Here is a 17,488-nt window from a genome sequence, read left to right on the forward strand (position 1 = left end):
CCTGTCCCCCCTCCCGGACGGGTGACGCACCCCCCGTCCGGGACATCGTGTCCGCGGGGATTGCGGCGCCTCACAGCGGACCGATAGCTTTCGGACGCCAGGACGCGGCCGTGGATCGGGATCGATCCGCACGGGGGGCTGCAGCGTCGACGACCGGTCCTCCACCATGACGAAGGGTGGTAGTCCGTGGTGCCTACGAGCACGAGGAAGCGCTGGATCAGGACGGGGGCGGCGCTCGCGAGCATCGCGGCCGTCGCAGCGGGATCGCTGGTGGCGGCGGGACCGGCCTCGGCAGCGAACAAGGTGATCCCGGTCGCGCCCGCGCCCTACTTCTGGTCGGACAGCGCCCGGTTCGGCACCGACGTGCCGCTGCCGGTGGCCGCAGACGCGACCACGCTGACCGTCGAGCTGCCCGACTCCACCGCTCCCGACACCTTCACCGAGTGGTCGCACCCCGGCTACCGGGTCGTGACGTGGCAGCTGGGCAGCACCGCGACGGACGTCGCGAGCGGCGAATCCGTCGTCGACACCGCCACCAACTCGATCGACATCCCGATCGGGCGCGCCGCCGGCTCCTTCGGCGGCACCTCGCTCTCGCTCCTCCTGAACGGCGCCGAGGACGAGGCGGACGACGCGTACGCTCCGGCCGGCGTCGACCGGACCGGCTTCGTCCTCGCCCTCTCCGCCGACCTCCAGGTGACTGCTGCGAGCGGGTCCGCGGAGGCCGACCTCGACCTGTCGACGTCCACCTCCTCCGACCGCGCCGTCGGCGGCGAATTCTGGGCCGGCGGCGGCACCGTCACCGAGGCCGGCGCGGGCGACGTCATCGTCCTCGACTCCGGTGTCCCCGGCTTCTTCGACCTCGCGGGCCTCAGCGCCACGGTCGGAACGGAGGACGGTGGCCGCCTGAAGGCCGCCCCCACGGTCGTCGAGGGCGGACGGGGCATCGCGATCCGTCCGACCCAGGAGTTCTTCGACCGCTACCTCACCTTCAGCGACACGACGCCGCTCGGCGCCCCGTCGGTCGAGGTGAAGGGACTCAGCCGCGGCGGGGAGCAGCCTTCCGGCACCGGCGTCATCGTGCGCGCGCCGCTGCGCGTCGTCCCGTCGACCACCACCCCGACGCCGACGCCGGGCACCGGCCCGGAGGTCGTCCGCCTCGCGGGCACCGACCGCCAGGGCACCGCCGTCGAGATCTCGAAGGCGACCTTCGACACCCCCGGCGTCCCCGTCGTCTACATCGCCACCGGCGCGAACTTCCCCGACGCGCTCAGCGCCGGTCCCGCCGCCGCGAAGCAGGGCGGCCCGCTCCTCCTGGTCGACCGCGACTCGGTGAGCCAGGTCGTCCGCGACGAGCTCACCCGTCTCAAGCCCCAGCGGATCGTCGTCGTCGGCTCCGACCTCAGCGTCAGCGACGCCCTCGCCACCGACCTCGGCCAGTACGCGAACGGGAGGGTCTTCCGCCTCGGAGGCACCGACCGCTACGACACGTCGCGGAAGATCATCGAGAGCGCCTTCGGCGGCGGCTCGCCGAAGGGGGCCTGGCTCGCGACCGGCGAGAAGTTCCCCGACGCGCTCAGCGCCACCGCCGCCGCGGGCAAGAACTCGGCCCCCGTCGTCCTCGTGAACGGCGGCCTCCCGGCGGCCGACCCGACCACTGTCGGGATCCTGAGGGGGCTCCGGCCTCCGGTGCTCACCATCGCGGGCTCCGAGCTGTCGGTCAGCGCCGGCATCCAGAACTCCCTCACGGTGCCGGCCGGACCGGTCGTCACCCGCATCGGCGGGGTCGACCGCTACGACACCTCGGAGCAGCTCAACCGGGCGGCCTTCCCCCGCGGGTCGAAGACCGTGTTCCTGGCCACCGGAGAGAACTTCCCCGACGCCCTGGCCGGAGCCGCGGCCGCCGGGCGCACGGGGAGCCCCCTCTTCGCCGTGCCCCCGACCTGCGTGCCGGTCAAGGTGCTGCAGGACATCAAGGCCGGCGGAGCGACGCGCGTCGTCCTCCTCGGCGGCACCGGCACCCTGTCGCCGGCCGTCCAGAAGCTGACTCCCTGCAGCTGACCCGACCCGCACCACGACGAGGGCCCTCCTCCCGCTCCGGCGGGGGAGGGCCCTCCGTCGTTCCCGGCTCGGGGCGCCGACGGTCGGATACGCTGGGTCGGATGGACAGCACCACCCGGCACGCGGACTCGACGCGCGCCGCGCTCGAGGAGTCCGGGAAGAAGGTCGGGACGTGAGCATCCGCCGCTCCAACTTCGAGGGCCAGCCGCAGGTCACCTATGCGGCCGTCGGCGGCACTCTGGCACCCGACCTGCTCGAGTACCCGCCGGACGGCTTCACGGCCGAGCGCTTCGAGGCCCGTCTCGGCTCGGGCGACGAGCGCTTCGCCATCACCACCGCCTCCCTGATGACCTGGGGCGTGCAGCGCGGCAGCGGCATCGAGGTGACCGACATCACCAGCGGGAGCGGCGTGCAGTACACCGGCGTCAACTTCGACGCGGCGGGCACCCCGATCGACCTCGTCAGCCGGCCGACGGAGGAGCACTTCGCTCCCGACGGCACCCCCTACATCACCGCCGGCGTGACCGCCGTGCTCCGCGTGACCCTGCTCGGCCGCGTCTTCGACGCCCCGGTCCGCGTGGTCTACGTCGTCGACGAGCCCGACCAGGTCGGCTTCGCCTACGGCACCCTCGAGGGCCACCCCGAGAGCGGCGAGGAGTCCTTCGTCGTCGAGAAGCGCGCGGACGACTCCGTCTGGCTCGTCATCCGGGTCTTCTCGCGTCCCTCCACCCGTCTCTACCGCCTGGGCGCGCCGGTGCTGCGCGCCGTGCAGAAGCGCCAGGTCGCCAAGTACCTGCGCGCGCTGCTGCCGGCGCGCGTCAGCTGACGTGGGGAGCGCCCTCCCGATCGCCGATCCTGCTCCGCTCGACGGCGGACTGCCCGCGTCCGTCGTCGACGGCGTGGAGCAGCGCGACCTCGGCCTCTACGTGCACGTGCCGTTCTGCCGGGTCCGCTGCGGTTACTGCGACTTCAACACCTACACGGCGACCGAGCTCCGCGGGGCGAAGCAGCAGGACTACGCCGACGAGGCGATCACCGAGATGGCTCTCGGTGCCGAGGTGCTCCAGCGCGCGGGCCTGCCCCGGCGCCCCGCCCGCACGGTCTTCTTCGGCGGCGGGACGCCCACCCTCCTGCCCGCCGGCGACCTGGTGCGGATGCTGGGCGGCCTCCGCACCCACTTCGGGGTCGCGCCCGACGCCGAGATCACCACCGAGGCGAACCCGGACTCCGTCGACGCCGCCTACCTCCGCGCGCTGGCCGAGGCGGGCTTCACCCGCGTCAGCTTCGGGATGCAGTCGGCCGTGCCGCACGTCCTCGCCACGCTCGAGCGCACCCACGACCCGGAGCGGGTCCCGCTCGTGGTCGAGTGGGCGCGGGAGGCCGGCCTGCAGGTCAGCCTCGACCTCATCTACGGCACTCCGGGGGAGTCCCTCGCCGACTGGGAGCGGTCGCTCGACTCCGCGCTCGCCAACCGGCCGGACCACCTCTCGGCCTACGCCCTGATCGTGGAGGACGGCACGAAGCTCGCCCGGCAGATCCGCCGCGGCGAGGTCGCGACCCCGGACGACGACCTCACCGCCGACATGTACGAGCTCGCCGACGCGCGCCTGGCCGCTGCCGGGTACTCCTGGTACGAGGTCAGCAACTGGGCGCGCGACGACGCCCACCGCTCCCGGCACAACCTCTCGTACTGGCTCGGCCACGACTGGTGGGGCGTCGGTCCCGGCGCGCACAGCCACGTCGGAGGCGTGCGCTGGTGGAACGTGAAGCACCCGGCGGCCTACGCCGACCGGCTGAGCACCGGGGCCTCGCCCGCTGCCGGGCGGGAGACGCTCGACGCGGGGACGCGGCGGGTGGAGGACGTGCTGCTGCGCTCGCGCCTGGCGGACGGGCTGCCCATCGACGCGATCGACGCCGGTCGGCGCAGCGAGGTGGCGGGGCTCATCGCCGACGGCCTCGTCGACGGCCGGGCGGCGCTCGGCGGCCGGATCGTGCTGACTCTGCGCGGCCGTCTGCTGGCCGACGCGGTCGTGCGCCGCCTCACCGACGGCTGAGGCCGGATCCCGGGGCGGCCGACGCACGGCCGCCCGGTTCCGCGGCTACTTGAAGAACGGGATGCTGAGCGGATAGGTGTAGTACTCGCCCGCGCTGGCGCGCACCGAGGCGATGATCGCGAAGACGATCACCAGGATCGGCACGACCAGGAACACGATGAAGCCGACGAGCACGAAGGACAGGATCGTCCCGGCGACGTAGGCGATCAGCGTCGTCAGGTGGAAGTTGAGGGCCGTCTTGGCGTGCGCCTCGAGGAACGGTCCGCGCCCCTTGAAGACCAGGAAGACGATCAGCGAGGGCAGGAAGCTGAAGAAGATGCCGGTCACGTGCGTGACGATCGCCCAGGTCTTCTCGTCCGCCGGGTTCAGCGGCGGAGCCGGGGTCCCGTAGACGGGGGGCGGGGGAGGGGTGGCCGACATGATGGTCTCCGTTCCGGCGGCGGCGACGGGCGTCCCCCGTGCGCTCGGCGTCCATCGTGGCATGCGGCGACTCCCTCCGCACCGGGCCGCGCGGGACCTCCTCCTCGGGGATGACGGGGCTCCTCCCCGCGGCCCTGCAGGAGTGCACCCCGGCCGATCCCCGCGCAACCCCGCCGGGCGGTCCGCCTCCCGGTTATGATTGGCACTCAGAGTTGCGGAGTGCCAGGCTCCGCGCGGCGTCAGCGCCGCAGACGGTCGTGCCCGCGGGCACTCGGAGTCCGGCGGGAGGTCGGTCGTATGGTCACGGAGCGCGGTCTCCAGGTCCTGCGCGTGATCGTGCAGGACTACGTGGCGAACCGGGAGCCGGTGGGCTCCAAGTCGATCGTCGAGCGCCACGCGTTCGGCGTCTCGGCCGCCACCATCCGCAACGAGATGGCCCAGCTGGAGGAGGAGGAGCTGATCGCGGCTCCGCACACCTCGTCCGGCCGCGTGCCGACCGACAAGGGCTACCGCCTCTTCGTCGACCAGCTCGCCGACCTGCGCCCGCTCACCTCCGCGCAGCGCCAGGCGATCGAGACGTTCCTCGGGCAGAGCCCGGACCTCGACGAGGTGCTGGTCAAGACCGTCCGCCTGCTCTCGCAGCTCACCAACAGCGTCGCGCTCGTGCAGTACCCGTCGTTCGGAGCCGCGCGGCTGCGCCACGTGGAGCTCGTCGCCCTCGCTCCCCGCCGCCTCCTGTCGGTGCTGATCACCGACACCGGCCGGGTCGACCAGCGCGTGCTCGAGACCCCGGAGGACGTGGACGACGCGCTCCTCGGTGAGATCCGCGCGAAGCTCAACACGGCCGTGCTGGGCCTCGGGCTCCAGCAGGCGGCCGAGACGCTCGGCTCCGTCGCGGAGCGCTTCAGCCCCGAGCGGCGCCACGTGCTGACGCCGATCGTGCAGACCCTGCTCGAGCAGGTCGGCGCCAACCGGCAGGACCGCCTGGTCATGGCCGGCGCCGCCAACCTCGTCCGCACCGAGGAGGACTTCTCGGGCAGCATCTACCCCGTGCTCGAGGCGATCGAGGAGCAGGTGGAGCTGCTGCGCCTCTTCGCCGAGATGACCCCGGACCCCCGGGGCATCTCGGTGCGCATCGGCCGCGAGAACGCGCCGTTCGGGCTGCAGGAGACCTCGGTGCTCACGAGCGGGTACAACACCGCGGGCGGCCAGGTCTCGCGCCTGGGCGTGCTCGGCCCGATCCGGATGGACTACTCCGGCAACATCACCGCGGTGCGCGCCGTCGCCCGCTACCTCTCGCGCCTCCTCGGCGAGGAGTAGGCCCGACCTCCCGGCCCTCGCCGGATCCCCCCGGTGCGCCGTGCCCGGCCCACCGACCCACGAACGAAGGACGAAGCCACCTGTGGCCGATCACTACGAAGTGCTGGGCGTCGACCGCGACGCCTCCGCCGACGAGATCAAGAAGGCGTACCGCCGACTCGCCCGCGAGCTGCACCCCGACGTCAACCCGAGCGCGGACGCCTCCGAGCGCTTCAAGCTCGTCACGCACGCCTACGACGTCCTGAGCGACGCCCAGCAGCGGGCGCAGTACGACCGCGGGCCCCAGGAGGGCTTCGGCGGCGGCGGCCAGGGCTTCGGCGGGTTCGGCGACATCTTCGAGACCTTCTTCGGGCAGGGCGCGCAGGGCTCGTCCCGCGGGCCGCGCTCCCGCCGCGAGCGCGGCCAGGACGCCCTGCTGCGCGTGGAGGTCTCGCTCGACGAGGTCATCTTCGGCACCCACCGCGACCTCGAGGTCGACACGGCGGTGCTCTGCGAGACGTGCCAGGGCTCGTGCTGCCAGCCCGGCACCTCGCCGGTGACCTGCGACATCTGCCACGGCTCCGGCCAGATCCAGCGCACGGTCCGCTCGCTCCTGGGCAATGTGATGACGGCCAGCCCCTGCGGCACCTGCCGCGGCTACGGCACCGTCATCGCGACCCCCTGCTCCACCTGCCAGGGCCAGGGACGCGTCCGCGCCCGCCGCACCATCCCCGTCGACGTCCCCGCGGGAGTCGACACGGGCCTGCGCCTGCAGATGCCCGGCAGCGGCGAGGTCGGCCCGGCCGGCGGCCCCAACGGCGACCTGTACCTCGAGATCAAGGTCAAGCACCACGACGTCTTCAGCCGCAACGGCGACGACCTGCTCTGCACCCTCGAGGTGCAGATGACGGACGCGATCCTCGGCTCCACGGCGTCGCTCAAGGCGCTCGACGGCGACATCGAGATCGAGATCAAGCCGGGCACGCAGAGCACCGAGATCGTCACGATCAAGGGACGCGGAGTCACGCGCCTGCGGGGCAGCGGACGCGGCGACCTCCGCATCGGCATCCAGGTCGTCACCCCGACGAAGCTGGGCCACCGCGAGCGGGAGCTGGTCCAGGAGCTGGCGAAGCACTACAAGCCGCAGAAGCCCGCGCTGACCCACTTCCAGCAGGGCCTGTTCTCCAAGCTCCGCGACCGCTTCCTGGGCTGAGCCCGTGGCGCACCACTACATCGACGAGTCGCTGGACTCCGAGGGCTTCGTCGTCGGGGGCCGGCTCGCGCTCACCGGCGCGGAGGCACGGCACGCCGCGACCGTCAGCCGGATCCGCGCGGGCGAGAGCGTCCGGGTCGGGGATGGGCGCGGACTCGTCGCGACCGCGGTCGTCGAGAGCGCGGAGCCGACGCGAGTGGTGCTCGTCGTGGAGTCGGTGCAGGAGTCCCCGGTGCCGTCCCCGCGCCTGGTCCTCGTGCAGGCGCTCGCGAAGGGCGACCGCGACGAGCTCGCCGTGCAGGCGGCGACCGAGCTCGGGGTGGACGAGGTCGTCCCGTGGCAGGCCGTGCGGTCGATCTCGCGGTGGTCCGGCCCGAAGGAGGAGAAGGGGCGCGAGCGCTGGCGCGCCATCGTGCGCGAGGCGAGCAAGCAGTCGCTGCGCCCCCGGGTGCCCGAGGTCGCGCCGCTCGAGCAGGTGCGCGGTCTCGTCGCGCGCGCCGCGACGTCCCGCGTGCTGGTCCTCGAGCCCTCGGCGCAGGCGCGGCTCTCCCAGGTGGTCCCGGACGGACGCGACCTGGTGCTCGTCGTCGGGCCCGAGGGCGGCATCGCTCCGGAGGAGCTGCGGCTGCTCGCGGAGGCGGGCGCCGAGGCCGTCGCGCTCGGCGACTCCGTCCTGCGCACCTCGACCGCAGGTCCCGCTGCCATCGCCGTCCTCTCGGCCCGCCTGGGCCGCTGGTGACGCTCCTCCACAGCCGCCTCGGGGCGCCGGAGCAGGGTGCCGTGGGCGAACGCGGCGCCCGTCGCGCACGGGCCCCGTTTAAGATGAGTGCATGAGCGAACCCACCGTCTTCACGCGCATCGTCCAGGGCGAGATCCCGGCCGATGTGGTGTTCGAGAACGAGCGCATCCTCGCGATCACCGACATCGAGCCGAAGGCGCCCGTCCACCTCCTCGTCTTCCCGAAGACCCAGGAGCACGCCACGGTCGCCGCCCTCGCCGCCGCCGATCCCGCCCTGCTCGCCGAGATGGTGCAGGTCGCCCAGTCGCTCGCCGACGCCCACAGCAACGGTCAGTTCCGCCTCGTCTTCAACTCCGGCGAAGAGGCGGGCCAGACCGTGTTCCACGTGCACGCCCACGTCCTGGGCGGCCACCAGACGGGAGGCTCCCTTGCCACCGGTTGAGAACACGGGCGCGAGCCCCGACGAGCGTCCCGCCCCCGGCGCGGACGCGTCCGAGACGACGCGGCGCGTCGTCGCCGTCGACGGAGTCGCGATGGTTCGCCTCCTCGGACCCCAGGACCGCCTCATCCGAGCGGTCGAAGGACGATTCCCCGATGTCCGGGTGCACGTGCGCGGCAACGAGGTGACGCTCGACGGCGAGCGCGAGCCCGTCACCGCTGCGACGCGCCTGGTGGAAGAACTGGTGCGCATGACCGCGAGCGGGCACGATCTCGACCCGGAGGGCGTGCGCGAGTCCGCCCGCATCCTGCAGAACGGCGGGCCGGTGAGCCCGGCCGAGGCGTTCGGCCAGGCCATCCTCACGGCACGCGGACGGAGCGTGAGGCCCAAGACGCTCGGGCAGCGCGAGTACGTCGACGCGGTCGATCAGAACACCATCGTCTTCGGCATCGGCCCGGCCGGAACCGGCAAGACCTACCTGGCGATGGCGAAGGCCGTGCAGTCGCTGCAGCGCAAGGAGGTCGAGCGGATCATCTTGACACGCCCGGCGGTCGAGGCGGGGGAGCGGCTGGGCTACCTGCCAGGCTCGCTCACCGACAAGATCGACCCGTACCTGCGCCCGCTCTACGACGCGCTGAACGAGATGATGGACCCAGAGATCGTCCCGAAGCTGCTCGCGGCCGGCACGATCGAGGTCGCACCGCTCGCCTACATGCGCGGGCGCACGCTCAACAACTCGTTCGTCGTGCTCGACGAGGCGCAGAACACGACGCCCGAGCAGATGAAGATGTTCCTCACCCGCCTCGGCTTCGGCTCCAAGATGGTCGTCACCGGCGACATCACCCAGGTCGACCTGCCGACCGGCGCGAGCGGACTCCGCCTCGTGACGCGCGTGCTCGACGGCATCGACGACATCCACTTCTCGCGCCTGACCAGCGAGGACGTGGTGCGCCACAGCCTGGTCGGCCGCATCGTGGACGCGTACACCGAGTACGACCAGCAGAAGCAGGCGCAGCACTTCGAGCGCGAGCAGGCCCGGGAGTTCGCGAACCGCGCCGAGCGCCGCGGCCAGGCCGCCCGCCCACCCGGCGACCGCCAGCCTCCGCGCGGCTGAGCCCGCCCGCCCCTCCCGAACCGAAGGAAGACCCGCCCCCGTGAGCATCGAGATCAACAACGAGTCGAGCGTCCCCGTCGACGAGGCCGCCCTGCTGCGCCTCGCCGGCTACGCGCTCGACTCGCTCCACGTGCACCCCGACGCCGAGCTCGCGATCGTGCTGGTCGACGAGGGCGCGATGGAGCAGCTGCACGTGCAGTGGATGGACGAGCCGGGGCCGACCGACGTGCTCAGCTTCCCGATGGACGAGCTGCGTCCCGGGACCGAGGACGAGCAGACCCCCGCGGGGCTCCTCGGCGACATCGTGCTCTGCCCGCAGGTCGCGCAGTCCCAGGCCGAGTCGGCCGGCCACTCCGTGCTCGACGAGCTGCAGCTGCTGACCGCCCACGGGCTCCTTCACCTGCTCGGCTTCGATCACGCCGAGCCGGAGGAGGAGCGCGAGATGTTCGGCATCCAGCGCGACATCCTGGTCGGCTTCCACATCAGCGAGCGACGCCGCTAGAGCGCGCCGTGCCCACTCTCCAGCTCCTCATCGCCGCCCTCGCGCTCGTCGCCGTCGGCGGCTGGTTCGCCGCGACCGACGCCGCCCTCGGCGTCCTCTCGCGCAGCGACCTGCTCGACATGGCCCAGCACTCCCGCAGCACCCGCGCTCTCCGCGCGATCGCGGGCGACATGAGCGCCCACGTCAACGTCGTCAACTTCTCGCGGATCGCGGCCGAGACGACGGCCGCGGTGTTCGTCACCACGGTGCTGGTCGTCGAGGTCCCGCAGCTCTGGCTCGCGCTCCTGCTGGCGGTCCTGATCATGGCGGCGGTCTCGTTCGTCCTGGTCGGCTCCAGCCCCCGCAGCGTCGGGCGCGCCAACGCCCGCGCGGTCCTGTCCACCAGCGCCTCGCTTGTGCACGTGCTCCGGCTCGCGCTGGGCCCGGTCGCGCACGGGCTCGTGGCTCTCGGCAACCGGGTGACGCCGGGGACCGGGCGCTCGGCGGGGTTCTCCTCCGAGGAGCAGCTGCTCAGCATGGTCGACGAGGCGACCGAGCAGGACGTGCTCGAGCAGGACGACCGCGAGCTGATCCACTCGATCTTCGAGTTCAACGACACCTTCGTCCGCGAGGTGATGGTGCCCCGCACCGACATGGTGACGATCGAGGCGACCTCCTCCGTCGGCGCCGGCATGGGGCTCCTGCTGAGCCGCGGCATCTCCCGGCTCCCCGTCATCGGCGACGGCGTCGACGACGTCCTCGGCGTGCTCTACCTGCGCGACGTGGCCCGGCACACCTACGAGCGGCCGGACGACGACGACACGGTCGCCGATCTCGCGCGCCCGGCGCTGTTCGTGCCCGAGTCGAAGAAGGCCGACGAGCTGCTCCGCCAGATGCAGCTCGAGTCCAACCACCTCGCGATGGTGGTCGACGAGTACGGCGGCATCGCGGGCCTGGTGACGCTGGAGGACCTGATCGAGGAGCTCGTCGGCGACATCTCCGACGAGTACGACCGCGAGGTCGACCTCTTCGAGGAGACGGCGCCCGGGGTCTACCGCGTCTCGGCGCGCCTGCCGGTGGACGAGCTCGGCGAGCTGTTCGAGCTCGACCTCGAGGACGACGACGTCGACTCGGTCGGCGGACTGCTGACCAAGGCCTACGGGCGCCTCCCCGAGCGCGGCGCGACGGCGCGGATCGGCGGAGTGCTGCTCGAGGCCGAGCAGGCGGACCCGCGCCGTGGGACCATCTCCACGGTGATCGTCCGCCGCGATCCCGATCTGGACACCGCCGGCGAGCCCGGCACCGGCCCCGTCGCGATCATCGCGGACGGCGGCACCACCACCCCCAGCCCGAGCACGGCTCCCACCCGCGGAGCCACGGGCGATCAGCACGAGGACGCACGATGACCGACACCACTCCCGCCGCCGCTCCCTACCGGGCGGGCTTCGTGTCCTTCGTCGGCCGCCCGAACGTGGGCAAGTCGACGCTCACGAACGCCCTCGTCGGCGAGAAGATCGCCATCACGAGCTCGAAGCCCCAGACCACGCGGCGCGCTATCCGCGGCGTGGTGCACCGCACCGACGGCCAGCTGATCGTCGTCGACACCCCCGGCATCCACCGGCCGCGCACGCTCCTCGGAGAGCGGCTGAACTCGCTCGTCACCTCGACCCTCGGCGACGTCGACGTCATCGGGATGCTGTTCCCCGCGGACGAGCCGATCGGCCCGGGAGACCGCTTCATCAACGAGCAGCTCGACTCCTTCCCGCGCGCCCGGAAGGTCGCGATCGTCTCGAAGGTGGACCTCTCCTCGAAGAAGTCCGTGGCGAAGCAGCTGCTCGCCGTCTCGGAGCTGCGCGAGTGGGACACGATCGTGCCGATCTCGGCCGTGACCGAGGAGCAGCTGGACGTCCTGGCCGTCGAGCTCCTGCGCCTGATGCCCGTCTCGCCCGCCCTCTACCCGGAGGAGGCGGTGACCGACGAGGACCTGTCCTCGCGGATCGCCGAGTTCATCCGCGAGGCCGCCCTCGAGGGCGTCTCGGACGAGCTGCCGCACTCCCTCGCCGTGACGCTCGACGATATGGTCGAGCGCGAGGACGGCTCGCTGATCGACATCTACGCCAACGTCTTCGTGGAGCGCGACAGCCAGAAGGGCATCATCATCGGCAAGGGCGGCCAGCGTCTGCGCGAGGTGGGAGCCGTCTCCCGCGAGCAGATCGAGCGCCTGCTGGGCCGCCGCGTGTTCCTCTCCATCCGGGTGAAGGTCGCCAAGGAGTGGCAGCGCGACCCGAAGCTGCTGGGGCGCCTGGGCTTCTGACGCCGGAGCACGACGGCGGTCACCCTCCAGGACGACGCCCCCGGGCGCGCGGACCCGTAGCGTGGTCCTCATGCGCGCCCTCCTCGACCGACCGGCGGCCCTGCCGATCGCCGGGGCGCTGCTCGCCGCCCTCCACCTGCTGCTCGGGCTCACCGGGGTCACTCCGACCGAGCGGATCGCCGGCGGCCTCGTGCTCGCGCTGGCCCTCGCGGTCGCGGGATTCCTGCCCGCGCTCGCCCCCTCGCTCGTCGCGGTCGGCGCGCTCGCCGACGGAGGCGTCCTGCTCGGCGGCGTCCCCGTCGACGGGGTGCTCGTCGGCCTGGTCGTCCTCTGGCAGACGACCCGCCGGGTGGGCCCCTGGACCCGTGCCCTGGCGCTCGCGGGCGGCCTGATCCTCGCCGGGATCGGCGGCGTCACCGTCGCGCTCGGCCTCTCCGGCCCGCTCGATCCGTCCGGGCTCCCGGCGCGCGTGGAGTTCGTGGTCCTCGCCCTGGTCGCCCTCGCGGTCGCCTCCGTGCTCGGTGCGGCGAAGGTCCTCGTGTACCTCAACGCGCTGCGGGCGCCGGTCCTCGCGGGCGATCGGATCGACGCGCTGCTGACCCGGGTCGCCGGTCCGCAGGACCCCTTCGCGGTGGGGGTCGCCGGTGGTCAGGCGCTGGTGCTCCTCCTCGTCGCCGGCCTCCCGTTCGCCGGGGTGGAGGGCGCGATGCAGCTGCTGGTCGCGGGCGTGCTCGCGGTCGCGCTGGTGCTGCACCGGCGGTCCCCGGTCCTCGCCCTCTCGATCGCCTGGGCCGGTGCCGCCCTCCAGATGAGCGCGAGCCTCGCTCCCGGACCCGCGGATCTGGCCATCCTGGCCGTCCTCTTCGGCGCCGGCGCGTCGGAGTCGCGGCGGGTTCGGATCGCGGGCGCGGTGTCGGCTGTCCTCGGCGCCGTGGTCGCCGTCGTCTACCTCGTCCTCGTCTTCGACCTCGTCGCGAGCGCCTACGACGGCCTGCTGTCGGCCGGAGCCACCTTCGGCGGGATCCTCGCGACGCTCGGCCTCTCCTGGACCATCGGACTGCTCTCGCGCTCGGTCCGCCGGGCGCGGGAGGGCCAGACCCTGCGCGCGCAGGCCGAGCAGGAGCGCGCGCGGGCGCAGCGCGAGCTCGACACCGTGGAGGAGCGCAACCGGATCGCCCGCGACATGCACGACGTCGTCGCTCACTCCCTCGCCGTCGTGATCGCGCAGGCGGACGGCGCGCGCTACCTCGGCGCCACCAGCCCCGAGCAGACCGACGCCGCGCTGCTGACCATCTCCTCCGTCGCCCGGGACGCCCTCGGCGACGTGCGCGTGCTCCTCGCCCAGCTGCGGCATTCGCAGAGCGACGGCCCGCAGCCCGGCGCGCGCGACCTGCCGGCCCTCCTCGACAGCGTGGGCGGAGCCGGAGCCCCCGTCCGCGCCGAGCTCGCCGTCGACCTGGAGGCGGTGCCGCGCGCCGTCGGTCTGGCCCTGTACCGCATCGCCCAGGAGGCGACCACGAACGCTCTCCGCCACGGCCGCCCGGGCTCGCCGCTCGACATCGCCCTGCGCCAGGACGGCGGCGAGCTCGCCCTGACCGTGCGCAACGCCCGGTGCGCCGACGTCGAGCGCGACTCCCTGCCGGGCGAGGGCCACGGACTGGTCGGCATGCGCGAGCGCGCCGCGCTCGTCGGGGGAGTGCTCGCCGCCGGCCCGGTCGGGGACGACTTCGTCGTCGACGCGCGCCTGCCCTCCTCCCCGTCCCTCGCCCGCACCGCCCTACCCCTCGCCTCCGGAGGCAGCCCCGCATGACCGACACCATCCGCCTCGTCCTCGTCGACGACCAGGCCCTCTTCCGCGCCGGCATCCGCATGCTGCTCGGCTCGCAGCCCGACCTCGAGGTGGTCGGCGAGGCCTCGGACGGGGCGGAGGGCGCGGAGCTGGTCGCGCGGCTGGCCCCCGACGTCGTGCTGATGGACATCCGGATGCCGGGCGTCGACGGGATCGAGTCGACCCGGCGGATCCTCGCGGACGCGCAGGAGCGGCGGGTCGAGCCTCCGCGCATCCTCGTGCTGACCACCTTCGACCTCGACGAGGCCGCCGCGCGCGCCATCCGGGCGGGTGCGAGCGGCTTCCTCCTGAAGGACACGGAGCCCGGCTTCCTCCTCGCCTCCGTCCGCACCGTGCACGCGGGGACCGCCGTGGTCGCCGCCTCCGCGACCCGCGAGCTCTTCGAGCACTTCGGAGCGGCGGGCAGCGGACGCGAGACCCCGCCCGCCTTCGCGACCCTCACCGACCGCGAGCGCGAGATCTTCCACCTGGCCGCGCGGGGGATGAGCAACACCGAGATCGCGCGCGCCGAGTTCCTGAGCGAGGCGACGGTGAAGACGCACATCAGCCGCACCCTCGGCAAGCTCGGCCTGCGCGACCGCGTGCAGCTGGTGGTCTACGCCTACGAGAACGGCCTGGTCTCCTAGCGCGGGTCGCCGGGGTGACGCGCCGCGGGGGCGGTGCTACCCTGACCGGGTGCGCTTCGGACAGCTCCTCCTTCTCCGCCGCGACGAGATCTGATCCTCAGGCCATCCTCGTCGCGGAGTCCGTCGTCGGCTGAACCATCCCTCGCCCGCGAGGTCGATCCGCATCCGGATCCCCGCGAGACCGCCCGACCGGCACCGCCCACCAGCGGAGCCGCACGCGAGCGGGATCGGTCACGAGCGAGAACAGACACGTGCGCACCACTGCGCCGGGAGAGCACCTCATGCTGAACAACCAGAAGCCGTCGCCCATGCCGATCGGCAAGTACCGTCCCTTCCACGAGCTGATCGCCGTGGACCTGCCCGACCGCACCTGGCCGTCGAAGCGCATCACGACCGCGCCCCGCTGGTGCGCCGTGGACCTCCGCGACGGCAACCAGGCGCTCATCGACCCGATGAGCCCCGAGCGCAAGCGCATCATGTTCGATCTGCTGGTCCGGATGGGCTACAAGGAGATCGAGGTCGGGTTCCCGAGCGCGAGCCAGACCGACTTCGACTTCGTGCGCAGCCTCATCGAGGAGGGCGCGATCCCCGAGGACGTCACCATCCAGGTGCTGACCCAGGCCCGCGACCACCTGATCGAGCGCACCTACGAGTCGATCCGCGGCGCGCGCCAGGCGATCGTGCACCTCTACAACTCCACGAGCGTGCTGCAGCGCGAGGTCGTGTTCCGCAAGGACCGTCAGGGCATCATCGACATCGCGCTGGCCGGCGCCCGCAAGTGCCGCGAGATGGAGTCGACCGTCCCCGGCACGGCCGTCTACTACGAGTACTCGCCCGAGAGCTACACCGGCACCGAGCTCGACTTCGCCCGCGAGATCTGCGACCGGGTCGTCGAGGTCTTCGAGCCGACTCCCGAGCGCAAGGTCATCCTGAACCTGCCCGCCACCGTCGAGATGGCCACCCCGAACGTCTACGCCGACTCGATCGAGTGGATGAGCCGCAACCTCGCGCAGCGCGAGAACATCGTGCTGTCGCTGCACCCCCACAACGACCGCGGCACGGCCGTGGCGGCGGCCGAGCTGGGCTACCTGGCCGGTGCCGACCGGATCGAGGGCTGCCTCTTCGGCAACGGCGAGCGCACCGGCAACGTCGATCTGGTCGCGTTGGGCGTGAACCTGTTCACCCAGGGGATCGACCCGCAGATCGACTTCAGCGACATGGACGGCATCAAGCGCACCGCCGAGTACTGCAACCAGCTGCCCGTGCCCGAGCGCAGCCCCTGGGCGGGCGACCTGGTCTTCACCGCCTTCAGCGGCTCGCACCAGGACGCCATCAAGAAGGGCTTCGAGGCGATGCAGGCCGAGGCCGAGCGGACCGGCCGCAGCGTCGACGAGCTCACCTGGGCCGTGCCCTACCTGCCGGTGGACCCGAAGGACCTGGGCCGCTCCTACGAGGCGGTCATCCGCGTCAACTCGCAGTCCGGCAAGGGCGGAGTCGCGTACCTGCTGAAGACGGACCACGCGCTCGACCTGCCGCGCCGGCTGCAGATCGAGTTCTCGGGCGTCGTGCAGGCCAAGACCGACGCCGAGGGCGGCGAGGTCACGAGCGAGCAGATCTGGACGGTGTTCCAGGACGAGTACCTGCCCGCGCCCGCCGAGCGCGCCGACGAGAAGTGGGGCCGCTTCGAGCTGCTGCGCACGAACACGTCGAGCGATCTGGGCGGCAGCATCGCGCTGGACGCGGTCCTCCGGGTGGGCGACGAGCGCGTCTCGGCCAGCTCGCGGGGCAACGGCCCGATCAACGCCTTCGAGGCCGTGCTGGAGCAGCAGGGCGTCGAGGTCCGGGTCCTCGACTACGTCGAGCACGCGCTCAGCGCCGGCGGCGACGCGCTGGCCGCCTCGTACGTCGAGTGCACGGTGAACGGCCGCACCCTGTGGGGCGTGGGCGTGGACGCCGACATCTCGACCGCCTCCCTCAAGGCCATCGTCTCGGCCGTCAACCGCGCCCTGCGCGAGGAGGTCCCGGTCCGCGAGCTGGCCGGCGCCTCCGCCTGATCGGGCCCGATCCCCGCCGTGGGAGCCGTGATGCGTCGCGGCTCCCACGGCATTCCCGTGCGCGGACCGCGCGGGACTCCGCTCCCTGCGTCCGGGTCGGCCGCCGCTAGGTCCGGCGGCGCCAGCGCAGGCGCGGCACCCCGCTGAGCGCGCGCTGCTCGGGCAGGCTCCAGCCGTAGCGGACCGCGAGCAGGCGGATGACCGTGGTCACGCCCACCGCGAGCGGCGCGGCGAAGTCGATCGTCACTCCGAAGCGCAGCGCGAGGACCAGGACGCCCGTGCCCACCGAGGCGGCGACCGCGTAGAGCGAGCCGACGTGCATCAGCGCGATCGGCCGGTTCAGCAGGATGTCGCGGACGACGGATCCGCCGACGGCCGAGACGGTGCCGACGAACACGGCCGGCACCTCCGGCACGCCGAGCGACAGGGCCTTCGTGGTGCCGATCGCGCCGAAGAGCCCGAGGGTCAGCGCGTCGAGGGCGGTGATCGTCCCGTCGACCCGGTTCAGCAGGTGCTGGAGCAGCATCCCGAGCAGGGAGGCGGTCACCGCGACGATCAGGTACGCGTCGGTGTGCAGGGCCACCAGGGGCGTCTGGAGCAGCAGATCGCGGAGCACGCCGCCGCCGAGGCCGGTGGCCGTGCCGATGATCGTGACGCCGAGCAGGTCGATCCGGCGGTCGCGGAACTCGCCCGCGAACATCGCGCCCTGGAGGCAGCCGATGGCGATCGCGAGCAGGTCGGCCCAGGCCGGGATCTCGAAGAGGGAGGCTGCCACCCGGACATCGTTCCACGGCGCGGGCCCTGCTCCGGCCGGGCTGCCAGCCG

At 72.8% G+C, this 17,488-nt stretch carries 16 protein-coding genes; 14 read left to right on the forward strand and 2 right to left on the reverse strand.

What is annotated here, in order from left to right; translation table 11 throughout:
• Positions 1 to 186: 186 nt before the first annotated feature.
• From C5D50_RS10900 to hemW, 3 genes are all read left to right on the forward strand, one after another.
• Positions 187 to 2,061: a cell wall-binding repeat-containing protein gene (locus tag C5D50_RS10900; protein ID WP_104283495.1), complete on the forward strand. Its 1,875-nt coding sequence runs from the start codon at positions 187 to 189 to the stop codon at positions 2,059 to 2,061.
• A 172-nt stretch (positions 2,062 to 2,233) separates the two neighbouring features.
• Positions 2,234 to 2,887, forward strand: coding sequence for a DUF1990 family protein (locus tag C5D50_RS10905; RefSeq protein WP_244229440.1), 654 nt, complete (start codon positions 2,234 to 2,236; stop codon positions 2,885 to 2,887).
• A 1-nt stretch (position 2,888) separates the two neighbouring features.
• Positions 2,889 to 4,115, forward strand: a complete 1,227-nt coding sequence (hemW, locus tag C5D50_RS10910; protein WP_104283496.1) for a radical SAM family heme chaperone HemW — start codon at positions 2,889 to 2,891, stop codon at positions 4,113 to 4,115.
• A 45-nt stretch (positions 4,116 to 4,160) separates the two neighbouring features.
• On the opposite strand, the gene C5D50_RS10915 is transcribed toward hemW, so the two are convergent.
• A complete protein-coding gene (locus C5D50_RS10915) occupies positions 4,161 to 4,598 on the reverse strand; it encodes a DUF4870 domain-containing protein (RefSeq protein ID WP_244229439.1) in 438 nt (145 codons plus the stop codon).
• 234 nt (positions 4,599 to 4,832) lie between these two features.
• Here C5D50_RS10915 and hrcA point away from each other — a divergent pair, with 234 nt between their 5' ends.
• From hrcA to leuA, 11 genes are all read left to right on the forward strand, one after another.
• Positions 4,833 to 5,855, forward strand: coding sequence for a heat-inducible transcriptional repressor HrcA (gene hrcA / locus C5D50_RS10920; protein ID WP_104223131.1), 1,023 nt, complete (start codon positions 4,833 to 4,835; stop codon positions 5,853 to 5,855).
• A gap of 82 nt (positions 5,856 to 5,937) precedes the next feature.
• Positions 5,938 to 7,047: a molecular chaperone DnaJ gene (dnaJ, locus tag C5D50_RS10925; protein WP_104225203.1), complete on the forward strand. Its 1,110-nt coding sequence runs from the start codon at positions 5,938 to 5,940 to the stop codon at positions 7,045 to 7,047.
• A 4-nt stretch (positions 7,048 to 7,051) separates the two neighbouring features.
• Entirely contained in the window at positions 7,052 to 7,786 is a 735-nt protein-coding gene (locus C5D50_RS10930; protein WP_104283497.1) for a 16S rRNA (uracil(1498)-N(3))-methyltransferase, read from the forward strand.
• 91 nt (positions 7,787 to 7,877) lie between these two features.
• Positions 7,878 to 8,228 (forward strand): HIT domain-containing protein, encoded by a 351-nt coding sequence (locus tag C5D50_RS10935; RefSeq protein ID WP_104283498.1) that lies wholly within the window; start codon positions 7,878 to 7,880, stop codon positions 8,226 to 8,228.
• 91 nt (positions 8,229 to 8,319) lie between these two features.
• Positions 8,320 to 9,339, forward strand: coding sequence for a PhoH family protein (locus tag C5D50_RS10940; protein ID WP_104227485.1), 1,020 nt, complete (start codon positions 8,320 to 8,322; stop codon positions 9,337 to 9,339).
• A gap of 40 nt (positions 9,340 to 9,379) precedes the next feature.
• Entirely contained in the window at positions 9,380 to 9,841 is a 462-nt protein-coding gene (ybeY, locus tag C5D50_RS10945) for an rRNA maturation RNase YbeY (RefSeq protein ID WP_104223424.1), read from the forward strand.
• 8 nt (positions 9,842 to 9,849) lie between these two features.
• Positions 9,850 to 11,226 carry a hemolysin family protein gene (locus C5D50_RS10950; RefSeq protein WP_104283500.1) on the forward strand — a complete coding sequence of 459 codons (1,377 nt, stop codon included), beginning with the start codon at positions 9,850 to 9,852 and terminating at the stop codon, positions 11,224 to 11,226.
• Positions 11,223 to 12,134, forward strand: a complete 912-nt coding sequence (era, locus tag C5D50_RS10955; protein WP_104223426.1) for a GTPase Era — start codon at positions 11,223 to 11,225, stop codon at positions 12,132 to 12,134. The genes C5D50_RS10950 and era overlap by 4 nt, the downstream gene beginning before the upstream one ends.
• Positions 12,135 to 12,204: 70 nt before the next feature.
• Complete coding sequence (locus C5D50_RS10960) at positions 12,205 to 13,944, forward strand: sensor histidine kinase (RefSeq protein ID WP_146086922.1); 1,740 nt, start codon at positions 12,205 to 12,207, stop codon at positions 13,942 to 13,944.
• Entirely contained in the window at positions 13,941 to 14,609 is a 669-nt protein-coding gene (locus C5D50_RS10965) for a response regulator transcription factor (protein WP_104234459.1), read from the forward strand. Before C5D50_RS10960 ends, C5D50_RS10965 begins: the two co-directional genes overlap by 4 nt.
• A 281-nt stretch (positions 14,610 to 14,890) precedes the next feature.
• The gene (leuA, locus tag C5D50_RS10970) at positions 14,891 to 16,663 is read left to right on the forward strand and encodes a 2-isopropylmalate synthase (protein ID WP_104238221.1); all 1,773 of its coding nucleotides are present in this window, start codon (positions 14,891 to 14,893) and stop codon (positions 16,661 to 16,663) included.
• A gap of 106 nt (positions 16,664 to 16,769) precedes the next feature.
• Here leuA and C5D50_RS10975 read toward each other — a convergent pair whose 3' ends face one another.
• Entirely contained in the window at positions 16,770 to 17,438 is a 669-nt protein-coding gene (locus C5D50_RS10975) for a trimeric intracellular cation channel family protein (protein ID WP_104223430.1), read from the reverse strand.
• Between the last annotated feature and the right edge of the window lie 50 nt (positions 17,439 to 17,488).

Source organism: Rathayibacter sp. RFBD1 (genome assembly GCF_002932915.1).
In the GTDB taxonomy this organism is placed as follows: Bacteria; Actinomycetota; Actinomycetes; order Actinomycetales; family Microbacteriaceae; genus Rathayibacter.